Source organism: Bacillus sp. MAG717A (assembly GCF_036884855.1).
GTDB classification, from domain to species: domain Bacteria; phylum Bacillota; class Bacilli; order Bacillales; family Bacillaceae; genus Bacillus; species Bacillus safensis.
The window spans coordinates 3,084,417-3,099,136 of record NZ_CP145733.1; the positions used below are offsets into that span (position 1 = coordinate 3,084,417).

Genomic DNA, 14,720 nt, shown 5'->3' on the forward strand with positions numbered 1-14,720 from the left:
TCGCCGCACATGAGAAATCAAAGCATGTGATGTGAGGCAAGCCATCTCCTCTCCAGAATGAGGAGGAACAAATGAAGACAAAGCTAGATTTTTTCAAAATGAAAGAACAAAATGAACCTATTGTGATGCTGACCGCATACGACTATCCAGCTGCAAAGCAAGCGGAAAAAGCGGAAGTCGACATGATCTTAGTTGGTGATTCACTTGGGATGGTTGTACTTGGACTAGATTCCACAGTTCAAGTCACGATGGATGATATGATCCATCACACAAAAGCAGTGAAAAGAGGCGCAAAAGACACATTTGTTGTGACTGATATGCCATTTATGTCTTACCATTATTCGTTAGAAGAAACAATGAAAAATGCAGCACGCATCATGCAAGAAAGCGGTGCCGATGCCTTAAAGCTAGAAGGCGGAGATGGAGTATTTGAATCCATTCAAGCTCTAACAAGAGGCGGCATTCCTGTCGTCAGTCATTTAGGCCTCACACCTCAATCTGTTGGTGTACTTGGCGGGTATAAGGTGCAAGGAAAAGACCACGAAAGTGCTCAAAAATTGATTGAAGACAGCTTGAAATGTGAGGAAGCTGGTGCAATCGCACTTGTGCTGGAATGCGTACCTGGCGAACTGACAAAACGAATTACCGACATGCTGAAGATTCCTGTGATCGGAATTGGTGCAGGAGCTGAGGCAGACGGACAAGTTCTTGTTTACCATGATGTGGTAGGATACGGGGTGTCTAGAACACCTAAGTTTGTGAAACAATACGCGCAAATTGATACTGTTTTAAAAGAAGCGCTCATTCAATATACGAAAGAAGTAAAAGCACGCACATTTCCAGAGGACATGCACACGTTTCATATCAAAGAAGAAGTCCTTGATGGTTTATATGGGGGAATCAAAAAATGAACGTTGTCACCCATATTCACGAGCTAAAAGAATTAATCAAGCAGCATCAAAAAAAGCAGCATACAATCGGCTTTGTTCCGACGATGGGCTTTCTTCATGAAGGACATCTGACGCTTGCGAAAGAGGCAAGAGGTCAAAATGATATTGTCGTGATGAGTATTTTTGTCAATCCTTTGCAATTTGGACCAAATGAAGACTTTGAATCCTATCCAAGGGATATGGAAAGAGACCAGCGTCTTGCAGAAGCAGCAGGAGTGGACATTTTATTTACACCTGATGTGAAAGAAATGTACCAAAATGATCCATCTATTACGATGACGGTTCAAAAGCGGACGGATGTCTTATGCGGAAAAAAACGTCCAGGACATTTTGACGGCGTTGTCACTGTGCTTACAAAGCTGTTTCATCTTGTGTCACCAACAAATGTCTATTTTGGTCTAAAGGATGCACAGCAAGTCGCTGTGATCGATGCGATGATCAAGGATTTCTTCTTTGATCTTCACCTTGTATCTGTACCAACAGTAAGAGAAGAAGATGGTTTAGCGAAAAGTTCAAGGAATGTGTACTTGTCAGAAAAAGAAAGACAAGAAGCACCCGCTTTATACCGCGCATTAAAAAAAGGACGGTTAGCTGTTGAAAAAGGTGAGCGTGATGTCAGTCGTGTGTATCAGCTGATTGAAGAGGAACTTGTTCAGACGAGCGGAGAAATTGATTATATTGAGATCTACTCATATCCAGAACTTGAGCCACTTGAGCAGTTGGCAGGTCAAGTCATTATGGCGATTGCGGTGAAATTTTCACGGGCAAGACTGATTGATAATGTGATTTTCCATGTTCCTGAAAGCGGTGAAAAACATGTATAGAACCTTTATGACATCTAAGCTTCATAAAGCGACGGTAACAGAAGCAAACTTACATTATGTGGGAAGTATTACAATTGACGAAGATTTACTTGATGCGGCAGGTATGATGGCAAATGAGAAAGTACAAATTGTCAATAATCATAATGGCGCAAGACTTGAAACATATATTATTCCTGGCGAAAGAAAGAGCGGTGTCATTTGTCTAAATGGTGCGGCGGCGAGATTGGTTCAGCCAGGGGATGAAGTCATTATTATTGCTTATGGGATGCTGTCAGAAGAAGAAGCAAAGACTCATACACCAAAAGTGGTCGTGTTAAATAAACAAAATCAAATTGAACAAATGATTGGGCAAGAGCCTGCGAGAACGATTTTATAACGCAAGCTCCGTAGAAACAGAACAGTTTCAGGAAGAGAAGCTGTTCTGTTTCATCTATTTTGTCCAGAGTGTGTTTCGCTTCAGGGTGAAACGAGGAATTGAGGTGTCCATTTTATGACCGATCAAAGGTTTGTTGTCGTTGATATTGAAACCACCGGGAATTCACCTAAAAAGGGTGATAAAATCATTCAAATAGCTGCGGTGGTCATTGAAAATGGACAAATTGTCGAACGGTATTCAAAATATGTGAACCCGGGAAAAACAATCCCTGGATTTATTGAACAGCTGACAGGCATTCAGCAGCACATGGTTGACGATGCGGTGTTTTTTGAGGACATTGCCCAAGAGGTGTATGATCTCATACAGGGTGCTTATTTTGTTGCGCACAATGTTCATTTTGATTTGAATTTTTTAAATGATGAACTAAAAGCATGCGGGAAAAATGAGCTGGATGTGCTAGCAATTGATACAGTTGAGATTTCTAGAATTCTTTATCCTGAGCTTGAAGGTTATAAGCTCACTGAATTAAGTGAAGAGCTCATGCTTCCACATGACCACCCGCATAGGGCGGATAGTGATGCGGAAGTTACTGCCATGTTATTTTTAACTTTATTACATCAATTAAAACATACACCACAAAATGTGCTGAAGCAGCTGCGCAGATTATCTTCTTATCTCCTAAGTGATATAGGACTCTTAATTAAGCAGCTTGAAACGAGCCATGCTAGCCTGGAAGATTCTTTGGTGGAAGTCGGCTCTTTTGCTGTAAAAGATGTCACCAATCCTATCAGTAGGGCGACACATTTAGTAGGTGAAGATGATGAAAAACTGTTTGAGGAGATCAAAAAGAAGCTTCCGCAAACGGTAGAAGGCTATGAGGTAAGAGAAGGCCAGCTTACGATGATGAATAAAGTCAGAGACGTGTTTCATGAACGAGCCTATGCATTAATTGAAGCGGCACCGGGTATTGGGAAAACGCTCGCTTACCTCATCCCAGCCGCTCTAGAAGCGAGGAAATCAGGAAAACCTGTCATTATTAGTACTTATTCCATCCTGTTGCAGCAGCAAATGCTTCAGCGCGATGTGCCGATGTTGAATCAACTGCTCCCGTTTGAGCCTGCTGCCTGTGTCTTTAAAGGCCGGGCGCATTATATTTGTTTAGATAAGTTTGAGCATGTGCTTCATGAGGAAGATGATAACTATGATGTGGTCTTAACGAAGGCGCAAATTTTAATGTGGCTCCTTGTTACAGAAACAGGTGATTTATCTGAACTGAATTTACCGTCAGGAGCTGCCAATATAAAAGACCGAATTTCCTGTGTACATATGCCGTTTACATCAAAAAAGCGCCGTTTTAAAGAGTATTGCTTTTATGAGCGCGCCAAAAAAAGGGCAAAAACAGCTGATTTAATTTTAACGAATCATCGTCTGCTCTTATCACAAACAGAGGCATCGTCTATCTTTCAGCATGCTGACGTATATGTGATAGACGAAGCCCATCAATTTGAGAAAACAGCCAATGAAACACTAGGGGATAGTGCGTCTTATATCCAGCTTCATGCGAAATTAACGCAGCTTGGCTCCTTGCAAGGCGGACTGTTAAAGAAACTGAAAAAAAGATTTCATCATGCAGGGTTACAGACGGACACTTTTATCGAAATGGATGAGTATCTCAATCAGCTTCAAATGGAAAGTGATGCTTTCTTTAGCAGCGTTCATTCATTTGTGAAAAGGACAAAACCAAAAGCCGACATCAATCGTCTCATACATAGAGTCCGTCATCATTCAAAGCATGCTCAGTGGAAACGGATTAAAGAAACGGCAAGTAAGCTGTGTTCTTTGTTAATTGCTTGTGAGAAGTTGTATGAGCAGCAAAAAAACGAGCTTCTTCAAAAAAGTGATCAGCTGACAGAACACTTTGCCTTTGAAGCAGAGGAATACGACCAGGTCATGTCGTTTATGCATACTTTTTGCAGTACGCTTTACCGGTTTATCTTTGAACCGAAAAACGGTGAAACGGTTTGGATTGAAATTGATGCAAAGGGTGCCAAAAACGCAGTCTTTATGCATGCACAGCCGTTAGATACTGGAGAGCTTTTGGCTGATCGTTTCTTTATGAACAAAAAGAGTGTCGTCCTCACATCAGGGACGCTCACCATCAATCACCGCTTTGATTATTGCTTGGAACGGTTTGGCCTGCAAGATTTTTACCCTCATCTTGTACAAATTGATTCACCTTTCGAACTTGAAAAACAGCTCAAGGTCATTGTTCCGGCAGATATGCCGCCGATTACGAACCGTGATGAACGAGATTATGTAAAGCAAGCTGCGCAATATATTAAGGTCATGGAAAAACAGCAGCATGCAAAAATATTGGCTTTGTTTAATTCACATGAGATGTTAAAAGCAGTCTATGAAGAGCTAAAAACAGAAGGGATGCAGTCCGCCCTTTTTGCTCAAGGTTTGACAGGCGGAAGCCCCGTGAAATTAACGAAAATGTTCAAATTGGCAAAACAAGCCATTTTACTTGGTACGGGTAGCTTTTGGGAAGGTGTTGATTTTCCAGGCTCAGAGCTGACAACAGTCATCATGGCACGTCTTCCGTTCCGGCCGCCTGATTCTCCGCTCATTGAAGCAAAATGTGATGCAGCTAAAAAACAAGGGAAGAATCCATTTAAAGCCGTCGCTTTACCAGAAGCTGTGTTAACCTTTAAGCAAGGAGCTGGACGCTTGCTGCGTTCTGAAAAAGACATAGGCACATTGCTAATTTTAGACCGCCGAGTGAAAACCGCTTCATATGGAAAACTATTTTTAGAATCACTCCCTCATGCGCCAGTTCACGAGATGTCAAAAGAGTCACTTGAGGCGTATATAGAAAACCTTAACAACGAAAAGCCGCTGTCATAAGCGGCCTTTAGCTGGTGTGGGTTTGGAGTTAATTTATCGTAACGGCTTTTTGTGTTCCGTTGTAAAAATAGTATCGGTTTCCGTGCAGAAAAGTATGACTAACAATATTTACGTACCGAGGAGGAATTAGAAGTGGAAAGTAAAATAGAGGTACTTTCAACTGTTCAAATTAAGCATTCAGAAGACCTATACAAAATCGTTGATTTATTGAACAGAACGCTTAAAAGAGAAGATCTCATGTTTGGATTAGCATTAGATCAAGAAGACCAAAATCAAGCGGTATTTACGATATATCGCACATAGGGGAAGCTTGACATGAAAAAAATAGTCTGGATTATTTCATCTGTAGTGGCTCTCGTTCTGCTCATTGGCATCATCAGCTTTACGTGGATTTATCAAATTGCTATGGGACAAAGAGAACAAGGGCATGAAGCAGCGATCGAACGAGCAAAAGAACAAGCAAACATCGTACAAGTGGAGCAAGTGGAAACCTTTGTCGGGAAAGAAAAGCAATTTATTGTTGAAGGGAAAAACAAACAGAATGAAACGACCTACGTTTGGGTTCCTGCAAGCAAAAAAGAAAAAGTGATCGCAAAAAAAGCAAAAGATGGCATTACCTCGAATCAAGCAGTACAAGCCGTTCAAAAGGAGAACACGGTCTCTAAGCTAAAAGAAGTCAAATTAGCGAGAGAAGGTGACGTACTCCTTTGGGAAGTGACGTACTTAAATGAGAACAATCAATATAGCTTCAGCTATGTCGACTTTTCGACAGGACGCGTGGAAAAAAATTTAACACCGTAGTTTCTCCTGTCTTGCGTTGACCATGCTGATTTAGAACGGTTATAATAAAATGTATGAAAAAAGATTCACACCTGCCAAATAGGTGAGTTTCTTTCTGGCTTTGGAGGGAATTATGTTGAAAACAACAATTAATCAAGTGTTCAAACACGTCGATCAAGAAGTAACCATCGGCGCATGGATTGCCAATAAACGTTCAAGCGGAAAAATTGCATTTTTGCAGCTGCGTGACGGGACAGGCTTTATTCAAGGAGTCGTAGTAAAAGCAGAAGTGGAAGAGGAAGTCTTTAAGCTTGCGAAATCAGTCACACAAGAAACATCTGTCTATGTGACAGGTCAAGTGACAAAAGATGAGCGTTCACCACTAGGTTTTGAATTACAAGTGAAATCCATTGAAGTGATTCATGAAGCGACAGATTACCCAATTACACCGAAAGAGCATGGAACAGAATTCTTAATGGATCACCGTCATTTATGGCTTCGTTCTAAAAAACAGCATGCCATTATGAAAATCCGTAACGAAATTATTCGTGCTACATATGAATATTTCCATCAAGAAGGTTTCGTGAAAGTAGATCCGCCAATTTTAACTGGAAGTGCACCTGAGGGCACAACGGAACTGTTTGCTACGAAATATTTTGATGAAGATGCGTACCTTTCTCAAAGTGGTCAGCTTTACATGGAAGCTGCAGCAATGGCACTCGGAAAAGTATTCTCATTTGGCCCAACATTTAGAGCTGAAAAATCTAAAACAAAACGTCATTTAATTGAGTTTTGGATGATCGAGCCTGAGATGGCTTTTGTCGAATTCAATGAAAACCTTGAGTATCAAGAAAATTATGTGTCTCATGTTGTTCAAAGTGTACTTGAAAACTGTAAAGTGGAGCTGCATACACTAGGTCGTGATACAGAGAAATTAGAAAACATCAAAGCACCATTCCCGCGCATCACTTACGATGAAGCGATTAAATTCTTGCAGGAAAAAGGCTTTGATGATATCGAATGGGGAGATGATTTCGGAGCGCCTCACGAAACAGCGATTGCCGAAAGCTATGATAAACCAGTGTTTATCACTCATTACCCAACATCATTAAAACCGTTCTATATGCAGCCAGCACCGGATCGTGAAGATGTTGTCCTTTGTGCAGACTTGATTGCACCAGAAGGCTACGGAGAGATTATTGGCGGTTCTGAGCGTGTTCATGATTTAGAGCTTCTTGAAGCAAGATTGAAAGAACATGGGCTTGATCAGGAAACTTACAAATGGTATACAGAATTAAGACAATACGGTTCTGTACCGCATTCAGGTTTTGGTCTTGGACTTGAACGTACAGTTGCTTGGATTAGTGGAGCGCCGCATGTGCGTGAAACCATTCCTTTCCCAAGATTATTAAACCGTTTATACCCTTAAGACGTGAAAGCCTCCAATAAATGGAGGCTTTTTCAAACGTCTTTTTAGGGAGGCACGTGAAATAAAACGTGATATACTTAAAATGAAGAGGTGTATCCGATGAATAGGCAGCAATTTATTAATATGCAGCAAATGGGGGCGACAAGTTTGCCTAATTTGCTGATTGCTCATTATGAGCAGTTAGGACTGAATGAATCACAGATGATGGTCATGCTCAAGATTAAAATGAATGAAGAACAAGGTGTTTTCTTTCAAACATTTGAAGAGCTTTCTCATGGAATGACCATATCAGCGGAAGAGTGCGCGTATATGGTACAGCATCTGATTCAAAAAGGATTTATCTCAATTCAGCCATTTGAGGACAGGTCTGGTATTCAGCATGACCGTTACTCAGTAGAACCTTTATGGGGCGTACTGTATGACTTTTTAGAAACAAAACAGGCGAAAGAAGCTCAAAAACAACATGTGCAGGCAGAAAAATCTTTATATGCTTTATTTGAAGATGAATTCGGAAGACCGCTGTCTCCTCTTGAAGGAGAAACCCTTTCGATCTGGATGGATCAAGACCATCATGATGCTGAGATGATTCGGCTAGCGCTAAGAGAAGCTGTTTTATCAGGGAAATTAAATTTCCGTTATATTGATCGAATTTTATTTGAGTGGAAAAAGAAAGGGCTGAAAACAGCGGAAGAAGCAAAAGAGCATAGCCAGCATTTCCGTTCTCAGCAGAAAACGCCACCTTCAAAAGAAGAGACGGGTACTTATAAACGACAAGTTCCTTTTTATAATTGGCTGGAACAATAACCAATAAAGGAGAAGGCATGTTATCAAAAAAACAAATCAATGAGTGTTTAGATATTATAGGAGATATGTTTCCAGAGGCGGAGTGTGAGCTTGTTCATGCCAATCCATTTGAGCTTGTGATTGCTGTTGCGCTCTCCGCTCAGTGTACAGACGTGCTTGTAAACAAAGTCACCAAAACGTTATTTCAAAAATATAAAACACCAGAAGACTATTTAAGTGTACCGCTTGAAGAACTGCAGCAAGATATTCGCTCGATTGGTCTTTATCGAAATAAGGCTAAAAACATTCAAAAGTTGAGCAAAATGCTGATTGAAGAATATGGCGGTGAAGTACCAAAGGACCGGGATGAGCTTGTCAAGCTTCCTGGGGTTGGCCGGAAAACAGCAAATGTCGTCGTTTCGGTCGCTTTTGGGGTACCGGCAATTGCAGTAGATACACATGTAGAACGAGTCAGCAAGCGTCTAGGCATCTGCCGCTGGAAGGATTCTGTGCTTGAAGTAGAGCAAACCTTGATGAAAAAGGTGCCAAAAGAAGATTGGTCTGTGACGCATCACCGCCTGATCTTTTTTGGGAGATATCATTGTAAGGCGCAGCGGCCGCAGTGCGAATCGTGTCCGCTTCTTGATATGTGCAGGGAAGGGCAGAAGAGGCTGAAAAAAGGATTGGTGAAGCTGGCATGAGCGGGGCAGCTGTTTTCACCTCATATGTCGAAAAGCTAAAAGAGAAAAAGGTCGAGATTAAAGGTGATCGAGTAGACATACTGAGAGCCAACCCGCTCGCATATGATCTATCTTCGGAACCTTTAACAGACGAGCTTCCATGGCAGGAAACAGAAGAATTTGTTCCTGTCATGTTCGAACTGTGGAACGAATTAAAAGAAAAAATGCTCCCACGTTTCCAAACAAGGAAATCCCGCTGTGAAGAAGATGATATGCTGCAAGGAATCATCGGTATGATCGCGATGTTTTACTGGATCAAGGGGGAGAGTGTCCAAACGCTTGAATGGGAACTTATCAAGCAAGAGACATTTCCTGTTGCTCCGATTAATTGGACGGAACGTTTAGAGTTCATTTTGTTAAAACCTACTCAATATCACTGCTTTATACAATTGGACGAGCTATACACGGAATTAAAAAAGCAGTATGGAAAATATGAAGCACTTAAGAAAATCAGACAGCAGCGTTAAAAAAAGCACTTGCCAAGGAGGCAAGTGCTTTCAAGCGTGTAGACAAACCCTCGCATTCTTTGTCAGGTCTGCGCTCCGGTGCTCACGAATGTCAAATTCGCTCCGCTCCAGTGCTCGTCCTTCCTAGACTGCAAAGGTTTTCTATCACGCTGAAAAGAAGACAAAGGGCTAAAATCAAGATCATTTTAGCCCTTTGTCAACAATCTTAAAGCACTTGCCAAAGAGGCAAGTGCTTTTTCATTATTCATCTTCTTTACGAGAAGTAGAATTTGATTGCGAATTGGAACTTTGAGAGTTGGCTTTCGCATCATCTTTCTTTTTATCTTTATGATCAGTTTGTGAGTTGCTGTTCCCATTTGTACTGTCTGATCCATCATCTGAAGAACCATTATTTCCGTTTTCGGTATTTCCGCCTTGGTCCTGATCCTTATCCTTATCTTGATCTTTTTTGTCATCAGGCTTTTGCTCATCAGTGCCAGGGGGCTGATTTTTGTTATCGTCTGTTTGGTCTGTTTGCTCGTCGTCAGGCTGCTGCGGTTCTTCTTCTTCTTTATTCTCATCATCCGCTTTTTCTTCTTCATCATCGTCATCCTTAATGGTGAGGAAGGTAGAAGCTGCTTTACTTGTGACATCCTCTACAGTGGCAGTCACTTGGAATTTATATGTGGAGCCAGGCTTCACATCAGAGATGACCGCTTCTTTAGCAGAGCTGTTTTGAATCTCTTTATAGCCGCCATTATCAACCGCTTGCTTGACATTAAATGTAGCATCAGCGTCGTCAGAATAGCCCCAAGTCAGTGTAATGGATTTTTTCTCTTCATCATACACCGCTTTTAAGTCAGAAGGCTTATCGGCTTCTTTTTTCTCATAAGTGTCAGACACTTTTGTTGGAACTGTTCCTTTAACAAAGTATTCTGTTGTCTTTTTATCACTTGGAGTATTCGGTCCGGCTAATTTTGCTGGATCTGAACCTTTTTCAACCGTAGCTTCGACGACACTGTCTGGTTTTTCAAATGAGCCGCTTCCATCATCAATTTGAGAAATTAATCGCTGGAAGACGATTTTGGCAACACGCTGCTCGTAATCAGTAAGCCACATCTTACCGTCTGCATCTTTTGAGTTACCGATTCCAGTCCAAACGGCTGCTGTATATTGCGGCGTATAACCGACAAACCACGAATCTTTCGCACCGCCAGAAGGGATATTGTGTTTATTAATATCATCTTGTGTGAAGTTCGTTGTACCGGTTTTACCAGCTACTTGAACGTTCGGTACTTGTGCAAGTGTACCAGTTCCAGATTGAACAGCAGTTTTCAGCATATCTGTGATCATAAATGCTGTGTAATCACTCATCGCTGCTTTTGAATCCGGCGTAAGGTCAAGCTTTGTCCCGTCATTAAATTCAACAGATGTGACAGCGTGCGGTTCATTATAGTATCCGTTATTGCCGAACGCACTAAATGCACCTGCCATTTTCAATGAAGACACACCATCTTCAAATCCACCAATTGAATAAGATTCTGGAATATCAGAAGGTAAGTCCATGCCTAAATTATTCGCAAATTGCGCGGCATTCGCTGAACCAGCTTCTTGGAATGCTTTGAGTGCAGGGATGTTACGTGATTGTGCCAAAGCACTTCTCATCGACATTTTCCCTAAGTGTCTTCTATCAAAGTTGTTAATTGGTGTCCCATCTGAGTACGTATATGGTGCATCATCGATTTGCTGATATGTTGACCATTTTTTGTTTTCAATGACTGGGCCGTAATCTAAGATCGGTTTTATTGTGGACCCTGGCTGGCGTTTTGCATCTGTCGCATAGTTAAAGCCGCCGGCTGGTACATCACGTCCACCGCCAATGGCGCGTATTTCACCATTTTTCGTATCAAGCAGGGTGACACCCGCCTGCATACCTTTCGTAAATCCAACTGAATCTCCATTGATGATATCATCTAGGTGATCCTGTGCTTTTCGATCAAGTGATGTATAGATTTTTAATCCATCAGTTGATGCATCCACTTTAGCTTTTTTCTGTACTTCTTCCATCACTTCTTCAATGTAGGCAGAGTACTTACTAGAGTTTTGGCTCTTATATTTACTAGCTGAAACAACTGTCTTGTTGACAGGGGTTGCTTTTGCAACGTCATAATCTTTTTCAGAAATATAGCCTTGTTTTTTCATAAGGCTTAAAACGATATTACGGCGTTTTTCCGCTGCCTCTGGGTGTTTCACTGGGTTATAGGCAGAAGGACTCTGCGGCATACCTGCAAGAGTGGCAGCCTGTGCAACGGTTAGTTTATTTAAATCTGTGACTCCGAAAAATTGTTCAGCTGCTTTCCCCACACCATAAGCATAAGGAGAGAAGAAAATACGGTTTAAATACATTTCCAAAATTTCATCTTTAGAGTATTTTTGCTCAAGCTGAATCGAGAGCCATACTTCCTGTACTTTCCGTTTTAACGTCTTTTGATTGCTCAGGAGGGAGTTTTTCACAACCTGCTGTGTAATTGTACTTCCGCCTTCAGCGCCAAAGCCGTCCTCAACGTTTGCGACAAGGGCACCGCCAATACGGATTGGGTCAATCCCGTGGTGCTTATAAAAACGTGCATCTTCAGTCGCAATAAATGCGTCTTTTACCACATCGGGTATATCTTTTATCGAGACATACGTTCTTTTTTCTGCACCAACTTCTGCAAACACTTTCTTGTCTTTATCATAAAGTTTTGAAGAGTATGGTGTTTTAAGCTTACTATCATCAATAGAAGGAGCGCTTGATGCAAAAACGGCAAAAGTTGTGATTCCGGCAACTAAACAAAGTAGACCGATCACGAGTAAAGATAAAAATATTTTTTTAAATAGACCTGCTTTCTTTTTGCCTTTTTTGTTCTTTTGCTTCTTATTGTTTTCTTGACTTGCTTTACGTCGCTGCTCACGACTTGTAAATTGATCAGACATCACATCTCAACCTTTCGTGTTAAACCTTTTTCGAACGTAATTGCTGCTTGCTTTCATCCGAAAAATGAAGTGTTTCCACTACTTTAATATAATCAATTCTTGGCGAATATCCAAGTGTCATTATGTGGCCAGCTTCCATTAATTCTTCTTTGCTAATGGATTTTCGGCCGTTTTGCTTCTGCCGCTCCCAGAAGAAAAAGAGATCTGAAGCGGGCAAATAATAAACGGAGCCAAATGCGGATATAATAACGAAACAAATGCCGCCTTGCTTTTCAACCTGTTTCATATGCTCAATTTGATGGTCGTGGAAATTTTTGAGCGGAAACGAAGTAGAGCTTTTGGTTTCCTTTGCTTCAAAATCGATATAGCGGCCTTTGTACACCCCGTTATAGTCCGTTGTGGAGGATTGTTTAAAATAGGCTTCTTTAATGACAGCAGCACTTCTTTTTGGATAATCCACATTCACAATTTGAACTGGGGTAGGCTTTTTATGAATGACTGCGATCCCGTTGACCAAATAGTATTGGTTCGTTTCATTTAAATCAGCCTCAAGCGTCATCCCGCGGTTACTATAAGAGGATTCGCCGCTGATTCTTTTTTTTGTCCCAATTTGTTGAATGGGCTGATACGATTTTCCGTTTGGATACCGAATCATCAAGTTTCAGCCTCCTTTTAATGCATTTTGTATTGGAGAGATCACCATGTTGTCCCAAGAAGAGCACATCATCACTCAGCAAATTTTGCGTGAAACGAAAGCAAAAAATAAAGACAACCTGACGAGGACAAATGCTTACAAGCGGTTTTATGACCGGCATCCAGAGATGAAATGGTCGCTGCTCGCTTCCTTTGTCTCAAGAAATGCAGGGTGGTCCATGACAGATTTAAAGGGCGAACTCTTCCATCCAGGTTTAACGGATCAGCAGGGGCACCTTTTTTTCACAGCATATGAAAGAGCGAATTGGCTGATCTTTTCGGATGCTTATCCTCAGCTTCTTTTGTATGAATGGTCTAAGAGATGCAGTCAACCTTTGTTTCATCTGCTGCCTTATTTCTCCGTGTCTCGGTTTATGAGCGCTGAGTGGGAACATTTTTGGCTAAAGCGTGACACAGAGCGTCTGCTTTATGCACTCATCATAAATGAACAATATACTATACAATCTCCTATTATACAAAATCCTCTTCTGAAAAAGAATGTTTTTCACTCGATTCAATATCTTTTCAGCGAGTGGGGACATTTCCAAACCGTTGTTTTTCCAACGGTGGACGGGCATTTGTACGGCTTAACCATACGGAAGTTTTCCAATGTAAAGGAACGCATTACATTAGGTAAAAAACTAGCGAAACTACTATTTCGAGCCGATTTGTTTTCGGATTTTTATCATTTTTTGCATGCGGTTCCACATACTGGGTCTCGGTTTGATTTTGAGCCGTTTTTAGGGATCGCTAGAAGGTCAACACCTTTTCTTCGAACGGTTTATCCGGTGATGACACATTCATTAGACGATCAAAGGGAAGATTGGTTTCAAAAGAAATTGAGTCCATCTTTATTTGAGGCAGAGGCGCTGCCAAAGCAGATTGAACTGACTGACTGGTATTTTCATAAAAAAAGACAGCTTCGTTTTCTTTTCTCATTAGAGCACTATTTTTTGCATAAATAAAAAGCAGGGGGTGCCTGCTTTTTTTACGTAGATGGACGATTAGGACCGCCGAGCTTTTTATCAAGTTGATCTGTACTGTTTTCTTTCCCTTTTGGATTTTGCTCTTTTGGTGCTGGCTTCTTTTTCATGAAATCTACCTCCTTTTGTCCTTAGAATTTACACAATCGGACGCAATCATACAAAGAAGGACAAGCATCTGTCGAAAAGGAAGAAATAGCGCTTATCTACACTTAGATTGGCGATTTGCTTCTAGTTTTGTCATGTGTGAAGGAGGGTGAGAAAGAAAAGAGAATGTAACGAGAGACGATAAAGGAGGAATCTGATGATGAGCGAATTTGTATCAAAAGAATCCATTTTGCAGTTGTTAGAGGAAATCGAGCGAAAAATTGATGCGGTGGAAGCAGAGCTGTCTCTTGCTGTGAATCAGACAAAACGTGCAGCAATAGAAGAGCAAGAACAAATAATTGACCGGCTTGAATCAGAAGTAAAGGACTGTGAAGTGAAGCTTCATGCAGCCGAGTATAAACTGGCGGCAAGACCGGCATATCACGCCGGATAGCTTTTCTATTTGAGCAATAGGTAAACGTTTGATAGGATGGTTCATAGAGGTGAACACTTTGGATAATCAAACATTACTTGAACATACACAAAACTTGAGAATATGGATCGAAAAAGCGTATGAGCAGTACCAAAAGGGAAAGGCTGAAGAGGAGTACCCATCGTATGATTTTTATACGGATATTCAGCCAGCCGTCGATACATTTGATCAGAAAATGGAAGAGTGGCTCACCGCAGCTATCTCCTTTGTTCAACAGGTCAAACCTAGATATTTACACCAAGAACAGCTTGAA

At 41.2% G+C, this 14,720-nt stretch carries 16 protein-coding genes; 13 read left to right on the top strand and 3 right to left on the bottom strand.

The genetic code is table 11. The features are described 5' to 3' along the window. Positions 1-71: 71 nt before the first annotated feature. From panB to V6Z54_RS16080, 10 genes are all read left to right on the top strand, one after another. A complete protein-coding gene (panB, locus tag V6Z54_RS16035) occupies positions 72-911 on the top strand; it encodes a 3-methyl-2-oxobutanoate hydroxymethyltransferase (protein ID WP_338527486.1) in 840 nt (279 codons plus the stop codon). Then, positions 908-1,774 carry a pantoate--beta-alanine ligase gene (gene panC / locus V6Z54_RS16040; protein ID WP_041085858.1) on the top strand — a complete coding sequence of 289 codons (867 nt, stop codon included), beginning with the start codon at positions 908-910 and terminating at the stop codon, positions 1,772-1,774. The genes panB and panC overlap by 4 nt, the downstream gene beginning before the upstream one ends. Continuing rightward, on the top strand, positions 1,767-2,150 hold the full coding sequence (gene panD, locus V6Z54_RS16045; RefSeq protein ID WP_024422780.1) for an aspartate 1-decarboxylase: 384 nt from the start codon (positions 1,767-1,769) through the stop codon (positions 2,148-2,150). The genes panC and panD overlap by 8 nt, the downstream gene beginning before the upstream one ends. 114 nt (positions 2,151-2,264) lie before the next feature. Further along, a complete protein-coding gene (dinG, locus tag V6Z54_RS16050) occupies positions 2,265-5,057 on the top strand; it encodes an ATP-dependent DNA helicase DinG (protein ID WP_338527487.1) in 2,793 nt (930 codons plus the stop codon). Positions 5,058-5,189: 132 nt separating this feature from the next. After that, on the top strand, positions 5,190-5,360 hold the full coding sequence (locus tag V6Z54_RS16055; protein ID WP_065214698.1) for a YpmA family protein: 171 nt from the start codon (positions 5,190-5,192) through the stop codon (positions 5,358-5,360). A gap of 12 nt (positions 5,361-5,372) precedes the next feature. Further along, a complete protein-coding gene (gene tseB, locus V6Z54_RS16060) occupies positions 5,373-5,858 on the top strand; it encodes a cell wall elongation/penicillin-binding protein regulator TseB (protein WP_041085855.1) in 486 nt (161 codons plus the stop codon). 115 nt (positions 5,859-5,973) lie between these two features. Beyond that, positions 5,974-7,266, top strand: coding sequence for an asparagine--tRNA ligase (gene asnS, locus V6Z54_RS16065; protein ID WP_338527488.1), 1,293 nt, complete (start codon positions 5,974-5,976; stop codon positions 7,264-7,266). 99 nt (positions 7,267-7,365) lie between these two features. After that, positions 7,366-8,070: a DnaD domain-containing protein gene (locus V6Z54_RS16070; protein ID WP_041085852.1), complete on the top strand. Its 705-nt coding sequence runs from the start codon at positions 7,366-7,368 to the stop codon at positions 8,068-8,070. A 17-nt stretch (positions 8,071-8,087) separates the two neighbouring features. Then, positions 8,088-8,750, top strand: a complete 663-nt coding sequence (gene nth / locus V6Z54_RS16075) for an endonuclease III (RefSeq protein WP_024422776.1) — start codon at positions 8,088-8,090, stop codon at positions 8,748-8,750. Then, entirely contained in the window at positions 8,747-9,256 is a 510-nt protein-coding gene (locus tag V6Z54_RS16080; RefSeq protein WP_269103362.1) for a YpoC family protein, read from the top strand. The genes nth and V6Z54_RS16080 overlap by 4 nt, the downstream gene beginning before the upstream one ends. A gap of 240 nt (positions 9,257-9,496) precedes the next feature. Here the strand turns inward: V6Z54_RS16080 and V6Z54_RS16085 are convergent, their stop codons facing one another. Together V6Z54_RS16085 and recU are read right to left on the bottom strand one after the other, a co-directional pair. Beyond that, on the bottom strand, positions 9,497-12,211 hold the full coding sequence (locus V6Z54_RS16085; RefSeq protein WP_269103364.1) for a PBP1A family penicillin-binding protein: 2,715 nt from the start codon (positions 12,209-12,211) through the stop codon (positions 9,497-9,499). 19 nt (positions 12,212-12,230) lie between these two features. Beyond that, the gene (gene recU / locus V6Z54_RS16090) at positions 12,231-12,866 is read right to left on the bottom strand and encodes a Holliday junction resolvase RecU (protein ID WP_269103422.1); all 636 of its coding nucleotides are present in this window, start codon (positions 12,864-12,866) and stop codon (positions 12,231-12,233) included. 46 nt (positions 12,867-12,912) lie between these two features. On the opposite strand from recU, the gene V6Z54_RS16095 reads away from it, so the two are divergent. Then, the gene (locus V6Z54_RS16095; RefSeq protein WP_269103365.1) at positions 12,913-13,869 is read left to right on the top strand and encodes a DUF2515 domain-containing protein; all 957 of its coding nucleotides are present in this window, start codon (positions 12,913-12,915) and stop codon (positions 13,867-13,869) included. A 23-nt stretch (positions 13,870-13,892) separates the two neighbouring features. Here V6Z54_RS16095 and sspM read toward each other — a convergent pair whose 3' ends face one another. Next, positions 13,893-13,997 (bottom strand): acid-soluble spore protein SspM, encoded by a 105-nt coding sequence (gene sspM, locus V6Z54_RS16100; RefSeq protein WP_039179471.1) that lies wholly within the window; start codon positions 13,995-13,997, stop codon positions 13,893-13,895. A 197-nt stretch (positions 13,998-14,194) separates the two neighbouring features. On the opposite strand from sspM, the gene V6Z54_RS16105 reads away from it, so the two are divergent. Beyond that, the gene (locus V6Z54_RS16105) at positions 14,195-14,428 is read left to right on the top strand and encodes a DUF5446 family protein (RefSeq protein WP_338527489.1); all 234 of its coding nucleotides are present in this window, start codon (positions 14,195-14,197) and stop codon (positions 14,426-14,428) included. Between the two features lie 49 nt (positions 14,429-14,477). After that, positions 14,478-14,720, top strand: a 243-nt coding sequence (locus V6Z54_RS16110) for a DUF1798 family protein (protein ID WP_338527490.1), incomplete at its 3' end; no start/stop codon positions are given.

Coding starts and splice junctions, on each gene's coding strand:
- nth (WP_024422776.1), top strand. CDS start 8,088: ATGTTATCAAAAAAACAAATCAATGAGTGTTTAGATATTATAGGAGAT.
- V6Z54_RS16105 (WP_338527489.1), top strand. CDS start 14,195: ATGAGCGAATTTGTATCAAAAGAATCCATTTTGCAGTTGTTAGAGGAA.
- V6Z54_RS16080 (WP_269103362.1), top strand. CDS start 8,747: ATGAGCGGGGCAGCTGTTTTCACCTCATATGTCGAAAAGCTAAAAGAG.
- panB (WP_338527486.1), top strand. CDS start 72: ATGAAGACAAAGCTAGATTTTTTCAAAATGAAAGAACAAAATGAACCT.
- panC (WP_041085858.1), top strand. CDS start 908: ATGAACGTTGTCACCCATATTCACGAGCTAAAAGAATTAATCAAGCAG.
- V6Z54_RS16085 (WP_269103364.1), bottom strand. CDS start 12,211: ATGTCTGATCAATTTACAAGTCGTGAGCAGCGACGTAAAGCAAGTCAA.
- dinG (WP_338527487.1), top strand. CDS start 2,265: ATGACCGATCAAAGGTTTGTTGTCGTTGATATTGAAACCACCGGGAAT.
- panD (WP_024422780.1), top strand. CDS start 1,767: ATGTATAGAACCTTTATGACATCTAAGCTTCATAAAGCGACGGTAACA.
- tseB (WP_041085855.1), top strand. CDS start 5,373: ATGAAAAAAATAGTCTGGATTATTTCATCTGTAGTGGCTCTCGTTCTG.
- recU (WP_269103422.1), bottom strand. CDS start 12,866: ATGATTCGGTATCCAAACGGAAAATCGTATCAGCCCATTCAACAAATT.
- V6Z54_RS16095 (WP_269103365.1), top strand. CDS start 12,913: ATGTTGTCCCAAGAAGAGCACATCATCACTCAGCAAATTTTGCGTGAA.
- V6Z54_RS16070 (WP_041085852.1), top strand. CDS start 7,366: ATGAATAGGCAGCAATTTATTAATATGCAGCAAATGGGGGCGACAAGT.
- sspM (WP_039179471.1), bottom strand. CDS start 13,997: ATGAAAAAGAAGCCAGCACCAAAAGAGCAAAATCCAAAAGGGAAAGAA.